The organism is Pseudalkalibacillus hwajinpoensis, from assembly GCF_039851965.1.
GTDB lineage: Bacteria > Bacillota > Bacilli > Bacillales > Guptibacillaceae > Guptibacillus > Guptibacillus hwajinpoensis_E.
Genome location: NZ_CP156674.1, coordinates 1,949,874 through 1,967,432, shown reverse-complemented (window position 1 = coordinate 1,967,432; position 17,559 = coordinate 1,949,874). Strand labels below are relative to the sequence as shown.

The 17,559-nt window shown below is 44.4% G+C and carries 14 protein-coding genes, 4 tRNA genes and 3 rRNA genes; 18 read left to right on the top strand and 3 right to left on the bottom strand.

The genetic code is table 11. From position 1 onward, the window contains the following. The first annotated feature begins 5 nt into the window (after positions 1-5). The 13 genes from ABFG93_RS10205 (at position 6) to tsaD (ending at position 11,098) form a co-directional block, all read left to right on the top strand. Positions 6-79, top strand: a tRNA-Gly gene (locus ABFG93_RS10205). Between the two features lie 8 nt (positions 80-87). Next, positions 88-164, top strand: a tRNA-Ile gene (locus tag ABFG93_RS10200). A 167-nt stretch (positions 165-331) separates the two neighbouring features. Next, positions 332-1,882: ribosomal RNA gene (locus tag ABFG93_RS10195) — 16S ribosomal RNA — on the top strand. A 268-nt stretch (positions 1,883-2,150) separates the two neighbouring features. Continuing rightward, positions 2,151-5,080, top strand: a 23S ribosomal RNA gene (locus ABFG93_RS10190). Between the two features lie 155 nt (positions 5,081-5,235). Further along, positions 5,236-5,352 (top strand): 5S ribosomal RNA (gene rrf, locus ABFG93_RS10185). The 16S, 23S and 5S rRNA genes sit together here with 2 tRNA genes alongside, the layout of an rRNA operon. Before the next feature lie 409 nt (positions 5,353-5,761). After that, positions 5,762-6,901 carry a trans-sulfuration enzyme family protein gene (locus ABFG93_RS10180; RefSeq protein ID WP_347552650.1) on the top strand — a complete coding sequence of 380 codons (1,140 nt, stop codon included), beginning with the start codon at positions 5,762-5,764 and terminating at the stop codon, positions 6,899-6,901. A 103-nt stretch (positions 6,902-7,004) separates the two neighbouring features. After that, a tRNA-Met gene (locus tag ABFG93_RS10175) sits at positions 7,005-7,081 on the top strand. Between the two features lie 128 nt (positions 7,082-7,209). Then, a tRNA-Asp gene (locus ABFG93_RS10170) sits at positions 7,210-7,285 on the top strand. A 204-nt stretch (positions 7,286-7,489) separates the two neighbouring features. Continuing rightward, positions 7,490-8,467 (top strand): thiamine-phosphate kinase, encoded by a 978-nt coding sequence (gene thiL, locus ABFG93_RS10165; protein ID WP_347552649.1) that lies wholly within the window; start codon positions 7,490-7,492, stop codon positions 8,465-8,467. 9 nt (positions 8,468-8,476) lie between these two features. Continuing rightward, on the top strand, positions 8,477-8,947 hold the full coding sequence (gene tsaE / locus ABFG93_RS10160; protein ID WP_347552648.1) for a tRNA (adenosine(37)-N6)-threonylcarbamoyltransferase complex ATPase subunit type 1 TsaE: 471 nt from the start codon (positions 8,477-8,479) through the stop codon (positions 8,945-8,947). After that, complete coding sequence (gene tsaB, locus ABFG93_RS10155; protein ID WP_347552647.1) at positions 8,928-9,623, top strand: tRNA (adenosine(37)-N6)-threonylcarbamoyltransferase complex dimerization subunit type 1 TsaB; 696 nt, start codon at positions 8,928-8,930, stop codon at positions 9,621-9,623. Before tsaE ends, tsaB begins: the two co-directional genes overlap by 20 nt. Before the next feature lie 10 nt (positions 9,624-9,633). Beyond that, entirely contained in the window at positions 9,634-10,092 is a 459-nt protein-coding gene (rimI, locus tag ABFG93_RS10150) for a ribosomal protein S18-alanine N-acetyltransferase (protein ID WP_347552646.1), read from the top strand. After that, a complete protein-coding gene (tsaD, locus tag ABFG93_RS10145; RefSeq protein WP_347552645.1) occupies positions 10,082-11,098 on the top strand; it encodes a tRNA (adenosine(37)-N6)-threonylcarbamoyltransferase complex transferase subunit TsaD in 1,017 nt (338 codons plus the stop codon). Before rimI ends, tsaD begins: the two co-directional genes overlap by 11 nt. A 482-nt stretch (positions 11,099-11,580) precedes the next feature. Here tsaD and ABFG93_RS10140 read toward each other — a convergent pair whose 3' ends face one another. After that, positions 11,581-13,503 carry an ABC-F family ATP-binding cassette domain-containing protein gene (locus tag ABFG93_RS10140; protein ID WP_347552644.1) on the bottom strand — a complete coding sequence of 641 codons (1,923 nt, stop codon included), beginning with the start codon at positions 13,501-13,503 and terminating at the stop codon, positions 11,581-11,583. A gap of 283 nt (positions 13,504-13,786) precedes the next feature. On the opposite strand from ABFG93_RS10140, the gene moaC reads away from it, so the two are divergent. Genes moaC through tatC form a run of 4 tightly spaced genes read left to right on the top strand, consistent with a single transcriptional unit; the run spans position 13,787 to position 15,960 of the window. Then, on the top strand, positions 13,787-14,269 hold the full coding sequence (moaC, locus tag ABFG93_RS10135) for a cyclic pyranopterin monophosphate synthase MoaC (protein ID WP_347552643.1): 483 nt from the start codon (positions 13,787-13,789) through the stop codon (positions 14,267-14,269). 45 nt (positions 14,270-14,314) lie between these two features. Next, entirely contained in the window at positions 14,315-14,947 is a 633-nt protein-coding gene (locus tag ABFG93_RS10130; protein ID WP_347552808.1) for a redox-sensing transcriptional repressor Rex, read from the top strand. A gap of 24 nt (positions 14,948-14,971) precedes the next feature. Next, positions 14,972-15,154, top strand: coding sequence for a twin-arginine translocase TatA/TatE family subunit (locus ABFG93_RS10125; protein WP_048313069.1), 183 nt, complete (start codon positions 14,972-14,974; stop codon positions 15,152-15,154). Between the two features lie 20 nt (positions 15,155-15,174). Beyond that, positions 15,175-15,960 (top strand): twin-arginine translocase subunit TatC, encoded by a 786-nt coding sequence (gene tatC / locus ABFG93_RS10120; RefSeq protein WP_347552642.1) that lies wholly within the window; start codon positions 15,175-15,177, stop codon positions 15,958-15,960. Positions 15,961-15,975: 15 nt separating this feature from the next. Here the strand turns inward: tatC and ABFG93_RS10115 are convergent, their stop codons facing one another. Beyond that, positions 15,976-16,200, bottom strand: coding sequence for a YdiK family protein (locus tag ABFG93_RS10115; protein WP_347552641.1), 225 nt, complete (start codon positions 16,198-16,200; stop codon positions 15,976-15,978). Next, a complete protein-coding gene (locus tag ABFG93_RS10110; protein WP_347552640.1) occupies positions 16,197-16,907 on the bottom strand; it encodes a CPBP family intramembrane glutamic endopeptidase in 711 nt (236 codons plus the stop codon). The genes ABFG93_RS10115 and ABFG93_RS10110 overlap by 4 nt, the downstream gene beginning before the upstream one ends. Before the next feature lie 330 nt (positions 16,908-17,237). Here ABFG93_RS10110 and groES point away from each other — a divergent pair, with 330 nt between their 5' ends. Continuing rightward, positions 17,238-17,525: a co-chaperone GroES gene (groES, locus tag ABFG93_RS10105; RefSeq protein ID WP_347552639.1), complete on the top strand. Its 288-nt coding sequence runs from the start codon at positions 17,238-17,240 to the stop codon at positions 17,523-17,525. The last annotated feature ends 34 nt before the right edge of the window (positions 17,526-17,559 follow it).

The following is a 17,559-nucleotide window of genomic DNA, read 5'->3' as shown; positions in this document are numbered from 1 at the left end:
ATATTGCGGGTGTAGTTTAGTGGTAAAACCTCAGCCTTCCAAGCTGATGTCGTGGGTTCGATCCCCATCACCCGCTCCAATTAAGATGGGCCTGTAGCTCAGCTGGTTAGAGCGCACGCCTGATAAGCGTGAGGTCGGTGGTTCGAGTCCACTCAGGCCCACCATCTTTTTTTAGAAAGTTGTTGACATCAACTAACACATCATGTTATGATGATTTAGTCGCTGAAAACGGCATTGAAAGGAAAATCGATCTTTGAAAACTGAACGAAACGCCATGTAAGTAGTTGTTTCTACGGAAACAAACATTGTTTTAAAAGCTAGATTAAGCTTTCTATCGGAGAGTTTGATCCTGGCTCAGGACGAACGCTGGCGGCGTGCCTAATACATGCAAGTCGAGCGGAGATTTGGGAGCTTGCTCCCAAATCTTAGCGGCGGACGGGTGAGTAACACGTGGGCAACCTGCCCTGCAGACTGGGATAACTCCGGGAAACCGGAGCTAATACCGGGTAATACATCGCACCGCATGGTGTGATGTTGAAAGTTGGCCTCTGGCTAACACTGCAGGATGGGCCCGCGGCGCATTAGCTAGTTGGTAAGGTAATGGCTTACCAAGGCGACGATGCGTAGCCGACCTGAGAGGGTGATCGGCCACACTGGGACTGAGACACGGCCCAGACTCCTACGGGAGGCAGCAGTAGGGAATCTTCCGCAATGGACGAAAGTCTGACGGAGCAACGCCGCGTGAGTGACGAAGGCCTTCGGGTCGTAAAGCTCTGTTGTTAGGGAAGAACAAGTACCGTTCGAATAGGGCGGTACCTTGACGGTACCTAACCAGAAAGCCACGGCTAACTACGTGCCAGCAGCCGCGGTAATACGTAGGTGGCAAGCGTTGTCCGGAATTATTGGGCGTAAAGCGCGCGCAGGCGGTCCTTTAAGTCTGATGTGAAAGCCCACGGCTCAACCGTGGAGGGTCATTGGAAACTGGGGGACTTGAGTGCAGAAGAGGAGAGTGGAATTCCACGTGTAGCGGTGAAATGCGTAGATATGTGGAGGAACACCAGTGGCGAAGGCGGCTCTCTGGTCTGTAACTGACGCTGAGGCGCGAAAGCGTGGGGAGCAAACAGGATTAGATACCCTGGTAGTCCACGCCGTAAACGATGAGTGCTAGGTGTTGGGGGGTTCCACCCTCAGTGCTGAAGTTAACACATTAAGCACTCCGCCTGGGGAGTACGACCGCAAGGTTGAAACTCAAAGGAATTGACGGGGGCCCGCACAAGCAGTGGAGCATGTGGTTTAATTCGAAGCAACGCGAAGAACCTTACCAGGTCTTGACATCCTCTGACAATCCTGGAGACAGGACGTTCCCCTTCGGGGGACAGAGTGACAGGTGGTGCATGGTTGTCGTCAGCTCGTGTCGTGAGATGTTGGGTTAAGTCCCGCAACGAGCGCAACCCTTGATCTTAGTTGCCAGCATTTAGTTGGGCACTCTAAGGTGACTGCCGGTGACAAACCGGAGGAAGGTGGGGATGACGTCAAATCATCATGCCCCTTATGACCTGGGCTACACACGTGCTACAATGGACGGTACAAAGGGCAGCAACACCGCGAGGTGAAGCGAATCCCATAAAGCCGTTCTCAGTTCGGATTGCAGGCTGCAACTCGCCTGCATGAAGCCGGAATTGCTAGTAATCGCGGATCAGCATGCCGCGGTGAATACGTTCCCGGGCCTTGTACACACCGCCCGTCACACCACGAGAGTTTGTAACACCCGAAGTCGGTGGGGTAACCTTTATGGAGCCAGCCGCCGAAGGTGGGACAAATGATTGGGGTGAAGTCGTAACAAGGTAGCCGTATCGGAAGGTGCGGCTGGATCACCTCCTTTCTATGGAGAATTACGAGGTAACATTGGTTACCAACCTTACATGAGCGTTTCGTTTAGTTTTGAAAGAATGATTTACTTCTTTCAAAACAGGCTAGTCGAAGAAGCAGCAATGCCGATTCGAGTGATAGCCATGTTCCTTGAAAACTAGATAGCATAAACAACGACATCCAATAATTATTATTTTTTTGCGTTAAATCTTTAGTAGTTAGTCACATCTAACGATGTGCATCGACGAAGTTAGAAGCGTTAAGCGACTAATGTAGTCTAAGGTTAAGCTACTAAGGGCGCACGGTGGATGCCTTGGCACTAGAAGCCTAAGAAGGACGGGACGAACACCGATATGCTTCGGGGAGCTGTAAGTACGCTTTGATCCGGAGATTTCCGAATGGGGGAACCCACCATCCGTAATGGGATGGTATCCATTTCTGAATACATAGGGAATGGAAGGCAGACCCGGGGAACTGAAACATCTCATTACCCGGAGGAAGAGAAAGCAAATGCGATTTCCTGAGTAGCGGCGAGCGAAACGGAATCAGCCCAAACCAGAGGGCTTGCCCTCTGGGGTTGTAGGACGTCTCTTTGGAGTTACAAAGGCACGGATAGACGAAGCGACCTGGAAAGGTCCATCACAGAAGGTAACAATCCTGTAGTCAAAATCCGCTGCCCTCCGAGACGGATCCTGAGTACGGCGGGACACGTGAAACCCCGTCGGAATCTGGGAGGACCATCTCCCAAGGCTAAATACTCTCTAGTGACCGATAGTGAACCAGTACCGTGAGGGAAAGGTGAAAAGCACCCCGGAAGGGGAGTGAAAGAGAACCTGAAACCGTGTGCCTACAACTAGTTGGAGCCCGTTAATGGGTGACAGCGTGCCTTTTGTAGAATGAACCGGCGAGTTACGATCCCGTGCAAGGTTAAGCTGATAAGGCGGAGCCGCAGCGAAAGCGAGTCTGAATAGGGCGACAGAGTACGTGGTTGTAGACCCGAAACCGGGTGATCTACCCATGTCCAGGGTGAAGTTCAGGTAACACTGAATGGAGGCCCGAACCCACGCATGTTGAAAAATGCGGGGATGAGGTGTGGGTAGCGGTGAAATGCCAATCGAACCCGGAGATAGCTGGTTCTCTCCGAAATAGCTTTAGGGCTAGCCTCGCGGCAAGAATCTTGGAGGTAGAGCACTGATTGGACTAGGGGTCCTTACCGGATTACCGAATCCAGTCAAACTCCGAATGCCAACGATTTATCCGCGGGAGTCAGACTGCGAGTGATAAGATCCGTAGTCGAGAGGGAAACAGCCCAGACCACCAGCTAAGGTCCCAAAGTATACGTTAAGTGGAAAAGGATGTGGCGTTGCTTAGACAACCAGGATGTTGGCTTAGAAGCAGCCATCATTTAAAGAGTGCGTAATAGCTCACTGGTCGAGTGACGCTGCGCCGAAAATGTACCGGGGCTAAACGTATCACCGAAGCTGTGGATTGTCTTACGACAATGGTAGGAGAGCGTTCTAAGGGCTGTGAAGTCAGACCGAAAGGACTGGTGGAGCGCTTAGAAGTGAGAATGCCGGTATGAGTAGCGAAAGACAAGTGAGAATCTTGTCCGTCGAAAGCCCAAGGTTTCCTGAGGAAGGCTCGTCCGCTCAGGGTTAGTCGGGACCTAAGCCGAGGCCGAAAGGCGTAGGCGATGGATAACAGGTTGATATTCCTGTACCACCTCCTTTCCGTTTGAACGACGGGGGGACGCAGGAAGATAGGGAGAGCGCGCTGCTGGAAATGCGCGTCCAAGCGATTAGGCTGGTGAATAGGCAAATCCGTTCACCGCGAAGGCTGAGTCGTGATGGCGAGGGAAATTAAGTACCGAAGTCCCTGATTCTACACTGCCAAGAAAAGCCTCTAGTGAGGAAAGAGGTGCCCGTACCGCAAACCGACACAGGTAGGCGAGGAGAGAATCCTAAGACGATCGGGAGAACTCTCGTTAAGGAACTCGGCAAAATGACCCCGTAACTTCGGGAGAAGGGGTGCTTCCTCGGGTGAATAGCCCAGGGGAGCCGCAGTGAAAAGATCCAAGCGACTGTTTAGCAAAAACACAGGTCTCTGCAAAGCCGTAAGGCGAAGTATAGGGGCTGACACCTGCCCGGTGCTGGAAGGTTAAGAGGAGGGGTTATCCCTTACGGGAGAAGCTCTGAATCGAAGCCCCAGTAAACGGCGGCCGTAACTATAACGGTCCTAAGGTAGCGAAATTCCTTGTCGGGTAAGTTCCGACCCGCACGAAAGGTGCAACGACTTGGATACTGTCTCAACGAGAGACCCGGTGAAATTATAGTACCTGTGAAGATGCAGGTTACCCGCGACAGGACGGAAAGACCCCATGGAGCTTTACTGTAGCCTGATATTGGATTTTGGTACAGCTTGTACAGGATAGGTAGGAGCCATAGAAGTCGGACCGCCAGGTTCGATGGAGGCGTCGGTGGGATACTACCCTGGCTGTACTGACATTCTAACCCAGCACCGTGATCCGGTGCGGAGACAGTGTCAGGTGGGCAGTTTGACTGGGGCGGTCGCCTCCTAAAGTGTAACGGAGGCGCCCAAAGGTTCCCTCAGAATGGTTGGAAATCATTCGCAGAGTGTAAAGGCACAAGGGAGCTTGACTGCGAGACCTACAAGTCGAGCAGGGACGAAAGTCGGGCTTAGTGATCCGGTGGTTCCGCATGGAAGGGCCATCGCTCAACGGATAAAAGCTACCCTGGGGATAACAGGCTTATCTCCCCCAAGAGTCCACATCGACGGGGAGGTTTGGCACCTCGATGTCGGCTCATCGCATCCTGGGGCTGAAGTAGGTCCCAAGGGTTGGGCTGTTCGCCCATTAAAGCGGTACGCGAGCTGGGTTCAGAACGTCGTGAGACAGTTCGGTCCCTATCCGTCGCGGGCGCAGGAAATTTGAGAGGAGCTGTCCTTAGTACGAGAGGACCGGGATGGACACACCGCTGGTGTACCAGTTGTTCCGCCAGGAGCATAGCTGGGTAGCTACGTGTGGAAGGGATAAGTGCTGAAAGCATCTAAGCATGAAGCCCCCCTCGAGATGAGATTTCCCACAGCATTAAGCTGGTAAGATCCCTTAGAGATGATGAGGTAGATAGGTTCGGGGTGGAAGCGTGGCAACACGTGGAGCTGACGAATACTAATCGATCGAGGGCTTAACCTAAAAACGAAAAGCGAAGTGAGCCATTTGGCTCATGGATCTGGACATATTGGAAAACGTTGTACGTGCTATCTAGTTTTCAGGGAATACCTGAAACAAGGAAGTTTGATTAAGGTGCACCACGTCCTGTGGTGAACATTGAACTAACATCCTGTTAGTCTAGTGACGATGGCGAAGAGGTCACACCCGTTCCCATGCCGAACACGGAAGTTAAGCTCTTCAGCGCCGATGGTAGTTGGGGGATCTCCCCCTGCAAGAGTAGGACGTCGCTGGGCAACTGAAAGAAAGTCAGAGATCAATAGGGTCTCTGACTTTTTTGTATGGGTTTGTACTCGTTTGATTCTTCATGAATAAGCAAAAAGACATCATTGAAAGCTACGTAGGGGTGGGAGAAGCAAGAAATTCGAGGAAGCCAGTGATGACAGACCGGAGTGGATATTCGGAGATCTATGAGGATCTGTCATCGCGCAGCTGACGAAGAAGTTCGTCGTTTATCGCCCTGACAAAAACAGTTGCGTGGATAAACTTCCAAAACATACTATTTTAATAGAAAAACACAAGTATCTTTTAATATTTAGGGGATTTTATAATAGATTGAAAATTTCGACCCGTATTTCTTGATAATCAAACTAATAAGTCGTACAGTTAATGAAAAAGAATTTTGTATAAAGGAAGGGAAAGTAAATGGATTTTCATTTTGACACAAAAGCAGTTCGTTTTCCTAGAAAGACTAAGACAGATACCGTTAGTAAAGTACAACCTATTTATCAAACATCATCGTTTGTATTTGAAGACCTGGATGATCTAGAATCATTTTACGAGGGGAAAAAGGATTACTTATATACACGTGTAAGTAATCCCAATACGGAAGATCTCGGAATGGGCGTAGCAGACCTTGAGGGGGCCCCTAAAGGTCTGGCAACTTCCTCTGGCTTATCAGCTATTCTTGCAGGTGTGCTTTCTGTAGTGAAAGCTGGAGATCATATTGTCGCTTGTGAGGATTTGTATGGTGGCACGTATTCTCTTTTCAAAGAAGAGCTGCCTGACTTTGGAATTGAAGTATCATTTGTCGATTTTACGAATAAGGATGAAGTGGAGAAGGCTATTTGTTCCAATACTAAGCTATTGTATACAGAGTCTGTGACTAATCCACTTCTCCGAGTCGAAGATTTGACCGCGCTTGTTGAGCTTGGGCAAAATCATGAATTGGTTACAATGGTAGATAATACGTTTGCCACACCATTTCTTCTTCAGCCATATAAGCTAGGTATTGATCTAGTCGTACATAGTGCAACGAAGTATATTGGAGGACATAGTGACGTGACAGCTGGCGTTCTTGTGGGACGCGAAAATCTTCTTGCAAAGGCTAAAGCGAAAGTAATTAACCTCGGTACCAATCTGAGCCCATTTGAAGCATGGTTAGGTTGTCGGGGCCTAAAGACAATGAGTGTAAGAATGGAACGTCACGTTAAGAATGCTGCTTTTCTTGCTGAAGCATTAAAAAATGTGGAGGGTATTAAGAAAGTCTACTATCCAGAATATGTTTCAGAGAGAGGAAATGGAGCTATGGTTTCCATTGAACTTGATGAACACTCAAACGTGAAAACGTTCTTTAAATCCCTCGGCTGGGTGAAAATCATTCCGACACTTGCTGGGTTAGACACTACCGTTTCATACCCCATTGGAACGTCGCACCGGACCATCCCGGAAACTACAAGAGAGAAACTGGGTATTAATAAACAACTCGTTCGTATTTCAGTGGGAATTGAAAATGAAGTTGATATTGTAAAAGCTTTTAAAGAGGCTGTTGAAAAATCCCTATAATAGGGATTTTTTCTTTTTTAACTAAAGCTTGCATTCGTTACATTTATCTGGTATAGTATTGTTTGTGTCCTAATAAAGGCACTGCACATATATTATAAATCGTCGCGGGGTGGAGCAGTTCGGTAGCTCGTTGGGCTCATAACCCAAAGGTCGCAGGTTCAAATCCTGCCCCCGCAACCAATTTAAAAATTTTCACTACGTTGAATAAGCTTCTAAGTTAAAATTTATTTGTAGTCCCTTTAGGGGCAACCTAAACTCATAACTTGGTACTATTCCTTTCAAACGTAAGTTTACAAATAATACATACTGGTCTCGTGGTGTAGCGGTTAACATGCCTGCCTGTCACGCAGGAGATCGCGGGTTCGATTCCCGTCGAGACCGCCACTTTTCACTGAGCGATTTGATCGCTTTTTTTTTATACTTTCAGATTAGAATTCCACAAATTTATCCTTTACATTATTGATACAACACAAGTTTTTCTAAACAAATATGTGAATTTACACGTAAGTAAGATAAACTGATAGAAAAAGGACCTTAGGATGAAATTCCTAAGGTTTTTTTATAAAATAGAAAGAGAGATGAGTTTGGTTGAAAGATGAGTTTGCGTTTATTCAATCCATTAAGCCGGCTTATACTTTTCGTGATGAACTAATTCTGGGAATTGGAGATGATGCTGCTCTTTATCACATTGATTCAGAGTGGGATGAGATTGCCTGTGCAGATACAATGGTAGAAGGAATTCACTTTAAGAAAAGTACAATGTCTCCCTTTCAAATTGGCAGGAAGGCGCTTGCTGTTAATATCAGTGATATAGCAGCGATGGGGGGAATTCCATTATTCTATCTTGTTTCCCTTTCTGTTCCGCAAAATGGGTGGTCTTCGAAGCAGCTAAGAGAAATATATAGCGGTTTAAAAGCTATTGGTGATGACTATCAAATGGACATGCTTGGCGGAGATACTGTATCAACTAGAAGTGATCTTCACATTTCAGTAACCGTCATTGGAAAGATAGAGAAAGGTCGTAAGCTTCTTCGTAACAATGCAAGAGCCGGAGATGTTGTATTTCTAACAGGCCCTGTTGGGGGATCTGCAGCAGGTCTATCGTCATTACTTGAGAGTAGATCAAAAGATTCTCCTTATATTCACTATCATCAGGAACCGAATCCGCGAGTGAAAGAAGGAAGAATACTAGCTAAAAGTGGTTATCGGGTTTCGCTCAATGATGTAAGTGACGGTATAGCCAGTGAGTCCCATGAGATATCAGAAGCGAGTGGTGTTTCGATTGTACTGGAACAGGATTTAATTCCTGCTCCTGAAGGTTTTGAGGCTTATTCCTCCTTTAAGCGGTTAAACTGGATGTTAAACGGCGGCGAAGATTACGAATTGATTGGAACAGTTTCAGAAGACAATTGGGAGCATTTAAAGCAGCTTTTTAATGATCATCATGCATCACTATATAGAATCGGCTATGTAGAAGATCAAAGTCCGGGTGTGTGGACGGTATATAAAGATCAAAAATTTAAATTGGATAAGAAGGGCTATAATCACTTCTCATCCAGGGAATAGGTGATTAACATGAGTGGATATGCTTTCATCATGAAGTCTCCGGAAGAAACAATGGCGTTTGGCAAAAAACTTGCTGAAAAGTTAAAGCCGGGATGCGTCTTGACGCTTGAAGGAGATCTAGGTGCTGGCAAGACTACATTTACCAAAGGGATTGGAAAAGGACTTGGTGTTACTAAAGTTGTGAACAGTCCCACCTTTACAATTATTAAGGAATACGAGGGAGCAATCCCTCTCTTTCATATGGATGCGTATCGTCTTGAAGAAAGCGATGAAGATCTTGGATTTAGTGAATACTTTGAAGGTGAAGGAGTGACGGTAGTAGAGTGGGCGAAGTTCATTCAGGACTTGCTTCCAAAAGAGCTTCTCCGTGTTGAAATTTACCACCAAAGAGAATCAGAAAGAAGACTTATATTAAGGCCATTTGGAGATTATTATGAGTCTGTATGTAAGGAGTTGCAGCATGAAAGTACTAGCCATTGATTCTTCTACCTATTGCATGGGCGTCGCTGTCATGGATGGCGATATTATTGTCGGAGAGCTCATTACCAATTTAAAGAAAAATCATTCTATTAGACTGATGCCAGCTATTGAACAATTGCTAGAAGAAGTTAGCATCAAACCGGCTGAGCTTGAAAGAATTGTCGTTGCGGAAGGACCGGGATCTTATACTGGTCTTCGCATTGGAATAAGTATTGCCAAAACGCTTGCATGGACATTAAATATTCCACTTGTGGGGGTTTCAAGCCTCGAAATACTGGGTCAAAATGGCCGCTACTTCAATGGGGCGATTGTTCCCTTCTTTGATGCTAGAAGGGGTCAGGTGTATAAGAGCCTATTTGCGGCAAAGGGTACGCTTGTTGAAAGGAAATCAGAAGACAGCATTGTGTTATTAGAAGATTGGTTGAATGAAAACAAAGACAATCATGACCAATTTTTATTTATTAGTAATGATTTAGTGATCCATCAGAAGCGAATTGAGAAAATCCTTGGCGATAAAGCGTTGTTTTCGCCAGTTAGTAGTTTGTATGCGCGTCCGTCCGATCTTGCGAGATTAGGACGAGATAAAGACCCAGTGGCAGATGTGCATCAGTTTACACCTAATTATGTAAGAATGGCTGAGGCAGAAGCGAAATGGCTCGCTTCACAAAAAAAGTAGGGGATTAAAAATGAACGAAACGGTGTCATTTCGGTCGATGACCGTGGAGGATATAGAAGCTGTTATGCGGATTGAACATGCGACGTTTCCAACGCCATGGAGCAGATCAGCCTTTTATAATGAAATCGTCATTAATCATTTCGCTGCATACCTGCTTCTTGAAGTAGGAGAAGAGATAGCGGGATATTGTGGTGTGTGGGTCATTATCGATGAGGCACATATTACGAACATTGCACTTCATCCTGAGTATAGGGGGAAGAAGCTTGGAGAATCGCTCTTAAAGAAAGCTATTCATTTCGCTAAATCCCGTGGTGCATTAAAAATGACCCTAGAGGTTAGAGTATCAAATACGGTTGCGCAGAACCTTTATCGGAAATTTGGTTTTGAAGAAGGCGGGATTCGGAAAAATTATTATACGGATAATCAAGAGGATGCGCTAGTTATGTGGGTGAATTTAAATGGAAAATAAACAGGAAATAATTCTTGGTATCGAAACAAGCTGTGATGAGACGGCTGTAGCGATTGTTAAAGGTGGCAAAGAAGTAGTCGTAAATGTGGTTGCCTCTCAAATTGAGAGTCATAAACGGTTTGGCGGAGTGGTTCCTGAAATTGCATCTCGTCATCACGTCGAACAGATGACGCTTATTCTTCAGGAAGCGCTAGATGAAGCAGGCTTTACGATGGATGATATTGACGGGATAGCCGTGACGGAAGGACCAGGTCTTGTAGGAGCTCTCCTTATTGGAGTTAATACAGCGAAAGCCCTTGCCTTTGCCCATCAGAAACCGCTCATTGGGACACATCATATTGCAGGTCATATTTATGCGAATCAACTCGTTACAGAACTTGCGTATCCACTCCTTGCTCTTGTTGTGTCAGGTGGCCATACTGAGCTTGTTTACATGCGATCTGAAGGTGAGTTCAAGGTAATCGGAGAAACACGTGATGACGCAGCTGGTGAAGCGTACGACAAGGTGGCTAGAACGTTGAAGCTCCCATATCCGGGAGGTCCTCATATCGATCAACTTGCTCAAGTGGGGACAGCGTCAGTACCGCTTCCACGAGCGTGGCTTGAAAAAGGATCTTATGATTTTAGCTTTAGTGGTTTGAAATCAGCAGTTATTAATACAGTCCACAATGCAAAGCAGAGAAATGAAGAATTGAAACCAGAAGATCTTGCAGCAAGCTTCCAGGCATCTGTTGTAGAGGTTCTTGTCACCAAAACATTGCGAGCCGCTGAAGAATATGATGTGAATCAAGTTCTTCTTGCAGGTGGAGTAGCAGCGAATAAAGGCCTTAGAAGTGCATTAACGGAAGCTTTCAAGGAATCAGGTAAAGAGCTGGTCATTCCGCCGCTCCATTTCTGTACGGATAATGCTGCAATGATTGCAGCTGCAGGAACGATTGCATATCGAAAAGGAAAACGATCTTCACTTCAATTGAACGCTAATCCGGGATTAGAACTGGGAATCTAATCCCGGTTTTTTATTTTATCCCAGCCTTAAGGGGCAGTAAAACCCCCGCCTCAAAATGTAAATCAATCGAGACGTTTAGGTGGGGGTCAACTGCCCCTAAAGGTCCGATTGGTTCAACTAACCATCAGAGGGGGATGAAGCAAAACCCCCTCTGATGGCAGTTTCACTTTATGTTATAAAGAACAATTATCCACTGAAAGTGGATAATGTGGACATGTAAGGGAGAATCCTGTTAGCTCCTCACTTTTCAGTGCTTGATTAAAATGTGTATAAGTGGAGCTTTTGTTGTGGATAATGTGGATAAATTTTAGAAAATGAGGAATACAAGTAATTCAACCGTGGATAACTATGTGGATAGTGTGAATATGTCGGATCTTCTCTAAAGAAAAAACAGCCCACTGTGGACTGTTTTACGGTCCCTAGATTTGTTCAACTACCTATCAGAGGGAGGTAAAGCAAAACCCTCTGATGGAGGTTTCACATTATGCTTCCTGTAACTCTTCCCATTCTTCCATAAGTGTATCAGTCTGTTGGCGAAGACCATCGATCTCTTCATTTAATTTCATGACCTTCTCATGATCTTCGAACACATCTGGGATACAGAGTTCCTCTTCTATTTCTGCCATTCGATTTTCAGCACGCTCAACTTCTTTTTCAATTTCTTCAATGCGTCTTAACATCTGACGTTCCTGGCGTTTTGTTTCTTTGTCTTGCTGAAAGCTGGTTTTAGCCGTAGGTGCAGGCTGTGCTGTTTGACTGTTTTGCTGTTCAAGTGCTGCAAGTTCTTCTAATTCTTGTTTTTTCTCGACGTAATAATCGTAGTCTCCTAAATAAGAAGTTACGCCATCTGTTGATAATTCCAGTACTCGTGTCGAAATTCGGTTGATAAAATAACGATCGTGGGAAACGAAAAGAATCGTTCCTGGAAATTGGATAAGCGCTTCTTCTAGAATTTCTTTGCTATCAAGATCTAAATGGTTCGTAGGCTCATCTAATATTAACAGATTTGATTTTTGCATCATTAATTTTGAAAGAGCCAGTCGTCCTTTCTCGCCGCCGCTTAGATCTGAGACGGTTTTAAGAACATCATCACCAGTGAATAGAAAGCGTCCGAGAACCGCTCGAATGTCTTTCTCATCTGTGAGCGGGAAGTCGTCCCATAATTCTTTTAGAACGGTCTTGTTGGATGTTAGATTTGTTTGTTCCTGATCGTAGAAACCAATTTTCACATTGCTTCCATAATGAATATCACCATCCAGTAGCGTTTCACCAGAAACAATCGCTTTAAGTAGCGTTGATTTCCCAATTCCGTTGGGTCCAACAAGGGCAACACTTTCCTGGCGCTTAAGGTCAAAGGTCAGTCGTTCATTAATCACATTATTAGGGTAGCCGATGGCTAATTCCCTTAAGGTTAGTACGTCGTTACCTGTTTGTTTGTCAATTGTGAAGGAAATATTAGCCGATCTCTCATCGCCCTTAGGTTTATCAAGTCGTTCCATGCGGTCGAGTTGCTTTCTGCGGCTTTGTGCTCGTTTAGTTGTTGAAGCACGAACGATGTTTTTCTGAACGAATTCTTCAAGCTTCGCAATTTCCTTCTGCTGCTTATCAAATTCTTTCATTTGCTGTTCGTAGCGCTGTTCCTTTTCATCAAGGTAAAAGCTATAATTTCCTTCGAATCGCTCAGCTCGATGTCTCGATACTTCATAAACTTTCGTTACAATTTTATCGAGGAAATATCTATCGTGGGATACGATTAATAGGGCACCAGAGTAATTCTGAAGATAGCCTTCAAGCCATGTTAGGGTTTCAATGTCCAGGTGGTTGGTAGGCTCATCGAGAATTAAAAGCTCCGGCTTCGTTAATAATAGTTTCCCAAGTGCGAGACGCGTTTTTTGGCCACCGCTAAGAGTAGAAATCTTCGTGCTGTAATCAAAGTCTTTAAAGTTTAAACCATGTAGAACGGTTCGTATATCTGCTTCGTACTTGTAGCCTCCCTGATCTTTAAAAGAGACTTGCAACTGATCATATTCTTTCAGGGTACGTTCATATTCCTGTTCGTTCTCATAAACAGCGGGATTACCCATTTGCTTTTCATAGCGACGAAGTTCGTCCTCCATCTTACGAAGACGATCGAAAACACCAAGCATTTCATCCCAGATAGATAAATCAGATTCAAGGCCTGTGTCCTGTGCCATGTAACCGATCTCAACACCTTTAGGCTTGATAATATCTCCGGTGTCATATGAAAGCTGGCCGGTAATCATTTTAAGTAACGTTGATTTTCCAGCGCCATTCCTGCCTACTAGGGCAACGCGGTCTCTGGATTGTACTTCTAATTTAATATTCGATAAAATGGTATCAGCACCAAACGATTTGGTGAGGCCATTTACTTGCAAAACGATCATGTTCGTTCACCTCAATTTCCTTCCTTATACTTTAAATATGGTGGCATATTGATGATGGAGTAAAGTATAAGTAACTCCGCATTCGATTACACCCGAGTGTTCGATAATCTCCCGAGTTTCCTTTAAGTTTACCGCAGAGGGGACAGGCGGGGCAACTAAAGGAATGTTCATGATTTCGCAAAAAAATGTCACCAAAAAAACAGCAAAATAGCAAGAAATGGTGTATAGTCACAAGTAGTAGCATTAACCTTCTATCATCTATAGATGAAGAAAGGAGGCAGGTATGAGTTCATTTACTCACTTTAATGAAGAAGGCCGTGCAAAAATGGTCGATATTTCTGATAAGACTCCTACTGTTCGAACGGCAACGGCGCGTACGAGCGTACAGGTGAGTGAAGAAATTTATTCCGGTATTCAAGCAGGTAACATGAAAAAAGGTGACGTTCTACAGGTCGCCCAAATTGCCGGAATTATGGCAGCAAAAAAAACATCTGATCTTATCCCTATGTGTCACCCGATAGCACTTTCTGGCGTGGACCTACATTTTGACTGGCTGGAGTCTTCACCTTATGAATTGATTATAGAAGCACAAGTGAAGACGAGCGGGAGCACAGGCGTTGAAATGGAAGCGCTGACGGCAGCTTCAGCGGCCGCATTAACCGTATACGATATGTGCAAGGCAGTTGATAAAGGGATGGTTATCGGGCAAACTTATCTCCTTACGAAAACAGGAGGAAAAAGCGGGGATTATACGCGCGAAGAGTAATCTAACAATGGAGCGCGGAGATCAATATGGAGGTTGTTTATGGATATTGATCAGGCAAAAATTCCGCAGGCGACAGCAAAAAGACTGCCGCTCTATTATCGTTATTTAAAGAATTTAAGTGCATCAGGAAAGCAACGTGTTTCTTCCGCTGAGCTAAGTGAAGCCATAAAGGTAGATTCCGCGACGATCCGAAGGGACTTCAGTTACTTTGGAGCCCTTGGTAAAAAGGGCTATGGGTACAATGTTCATTATTTGTTATCCTTTTTCAGTAAGACGCTGGATCAGGATGAGACCACTAAAGTGGCCCTTATCGGTGTTGGTAACCTTGGAACCGCGTTCCTGCACTACAATTTCATAAAAAACAACAACACTAAAATCGAGCTTGCTTTTGATGCAGATACTGAGAAAGTCGGTCAAGAGATCGGTGGGGTTCCTGTTTATCATATTGATGAATTTCAACAACGACTCACAGAAAATGACATTTCGGTTGTTATTTTAACCGTTCCCGTTCAAGCTGCACAGGCGATTGCCGATCAAATGAATGACACTGGAGTGAGAGGTATTCTGAATTTTACTCCAGCACGTTTGACTGTTCCTGATCATATTCGCGTCCATCACATCGATCTCGCGGTTGAGCTGCAAGCTCTCGTTTACTTCATGAAGCATTATCCAGTTTAAGAACATTATAAGGAGGTGACACGCATGGGAATGGGTGGCGCAAGTATCGCTCTAGTTGCAGTAGTTGCTTTAATTATTTTTGGACCGAAGAAATTGCCGGAGCTTGGTAAAGCTGCAGGTAATACACTTCGTGAATTCAAGAACGCAACAAAGGGTCTCGCAGATGATGATGATGAACCAAACGATAAGAAAAATAACGACAAGTAATCGGTTAGGACGGATAGTGAATGGAGGATCAGAAGCAATCCATCTATGATCATTTAGAAGAATTAAGAAAGCGAATCATTATCACAGTTGTTTTCTTAATTTTTTCCTTTATTGCAGGACTGTTTCTAGCTAAGCCGGTAATCGTGTTCCTGCAACATGCTCCTGAAGCACAGGGTATACCGATGAACGCTTTTCATCTGACTGACCCGTTAAAAGTCTATTTTAGCTTTGCTATTCTAATTGCTTTTATTATGACATCCCCACTTGCGCTCTATCAGCTGTGGGCATTTGTGTCACCTGGACTTTTTGAAAATGAACGGAAGGTTACGTTATCGTATATCCCCTCAGTCTTTATTCTGTTTCTTGGTGGAGTTTCGTTTTCTTATTTTGTACTATTCCCGTACGTTATTAACTTTGTTGGAAATCTTGCAGAGAGTCTCAACATCCAGGAGATGTACGGAGCGAATCAATATTTCAGTTTCTTGTTTCAATTGACGTTGCCGTTCGGCTTTGTATTTCAACTACCTGTCATTGTATTGTTCTTCACGAGGCTTGGTATGTTGAATCCAGCGATGCTCGTACAAATTAGGAAGTATGCTTACTTTGGACTACTTGTGATTGCTGGAATGATTACGCCACCAGAGATTATTTCGCATCTCATGGTAACGGTGCCGCTTCTGCTTCTTTACGAATTTAGTATTATTGTGTCGCGCTATGGATACAGAAAGAGGTTGCAAGCGGAGGCAAAACGATTGCTAGAAGAAGCGCAAGAGCAAACAGGTGAAATAGATTCAGGAGCTAAATAAAAAAGCGGTAGGAAACTACCGCTTTTTGTTTTGGTCTTTTTTCTTAAGTTGTGTGATTTTCTTTTTAAGAATGAAAAAACGAATGGCGTAAACGAAGTCAATAGTGGCAAGCACCATCAATAGAATGGTCCAGAAACTCCACATTTCGCCATCGGTACCTGCGCTTTGGACGGCAAGGTACGTAAAAAAGGAGCCGAGCCCCAGGTACATAATACCCATTAAAATTGGTGAAACCTTCATGTAAACAGTCCTCCAATAAACGATTGCATTTGGTTAAGCTGCTTTTCCATTTCCATAATATCATCAGCAAAATAGACGTTAATTAACACAACAATCGTATTCATCGTCATATGAGCAATAATCGGTACGATTAATCGTTTTGTTTTCACATAAAGATATGCGAACGTGAGTCCCATTGCTGTGTAAATAAGAATATGGGAAAAGTCAAAATGGATGGCGGCAAAAATAACAGAGCTAAGAATTCCGGCAATCCAGAAATTAAAGCGAGTGTACAATGCTCCAAATATAACTTTTCGGAACACAATTTCTTCAAGTATTGGGCCGATAATCGATGTGACAATGATAAAGATCGGGGCTGCTTTTGCAACTTCTATTAGCATCTCCGTATTTTCAGAACCAGGCTCAATTCCAAATACATTCATCTCAATCATTGCTGCTATAATCTGAGATGCATAAGCCATGAATACACCTAGAATACTCCAGCCGATAGCCTGTCCTGATGATACACGAGTAGATCGTTCAAAGGGAACATCAGGGGTAGAACGGAGAAGAAGCAACATAATGATAAGTGCTGCAAGAAAGCTTACAACAGACCAGCTTACAACCGGATTAGGAACATTTAATGATTGAAGTAAATCTACTCCAATAAGTCCTGAAAGCTGCATGACAATATAGGTGATCAATATAGTCCAATAATGTTTGGCCAAGAAGCATAACTCCTTTTAATGGTTTGCATGCCTTTCAAAGGCATTCTGCATACTCGTATTAGTTTAACACACTTTATGAGGGGAATACCTTTCAGAAGGCTTCTTAGAAATACATTGAGTGTCAAGAGTAGAATCTAGTGCTGAAGTCTTATCTTTTCACTCTAAAGAGCCGTTTAATAAAGGAATGCAAATCTTCTGTAAAAAAAATAGCTTTACTACTTGCAAAAGAATAGTGAATTATTTTATTATATACTTGTGTTAGCACTCATTGATGGTGAGTGCTAACAAGACGAATCAAACCATAATTTCCATCTGAGGAGGGTGTTTGAGTTGTTAAAGCCATTAGGCGATCGCGTAGTAGTCGAACCAATTCAATTAGAAGAGAAAACGTCCAGCGGAATTGTACTTCCGGATTCTGCAAAAGAAAAGCCACAGGAAGGTCGCGTCGTAGCAGTTGGTAGCGGTGCATTGACTGATCGTGGAGAGCGTGTAGCACTTGAAGTTGCAGAAGGCGAAGCTGTTATCTACAGCAAATATGCTGGAACAGAAGTAAAGTTTGACGGTAAAGATTATTTGATCCTTCGCGAGAATGACATTCTTGCAATTGTTGGAAAGTAACGAAAGCAACGAAAGCAAACATAAAACGAACTAC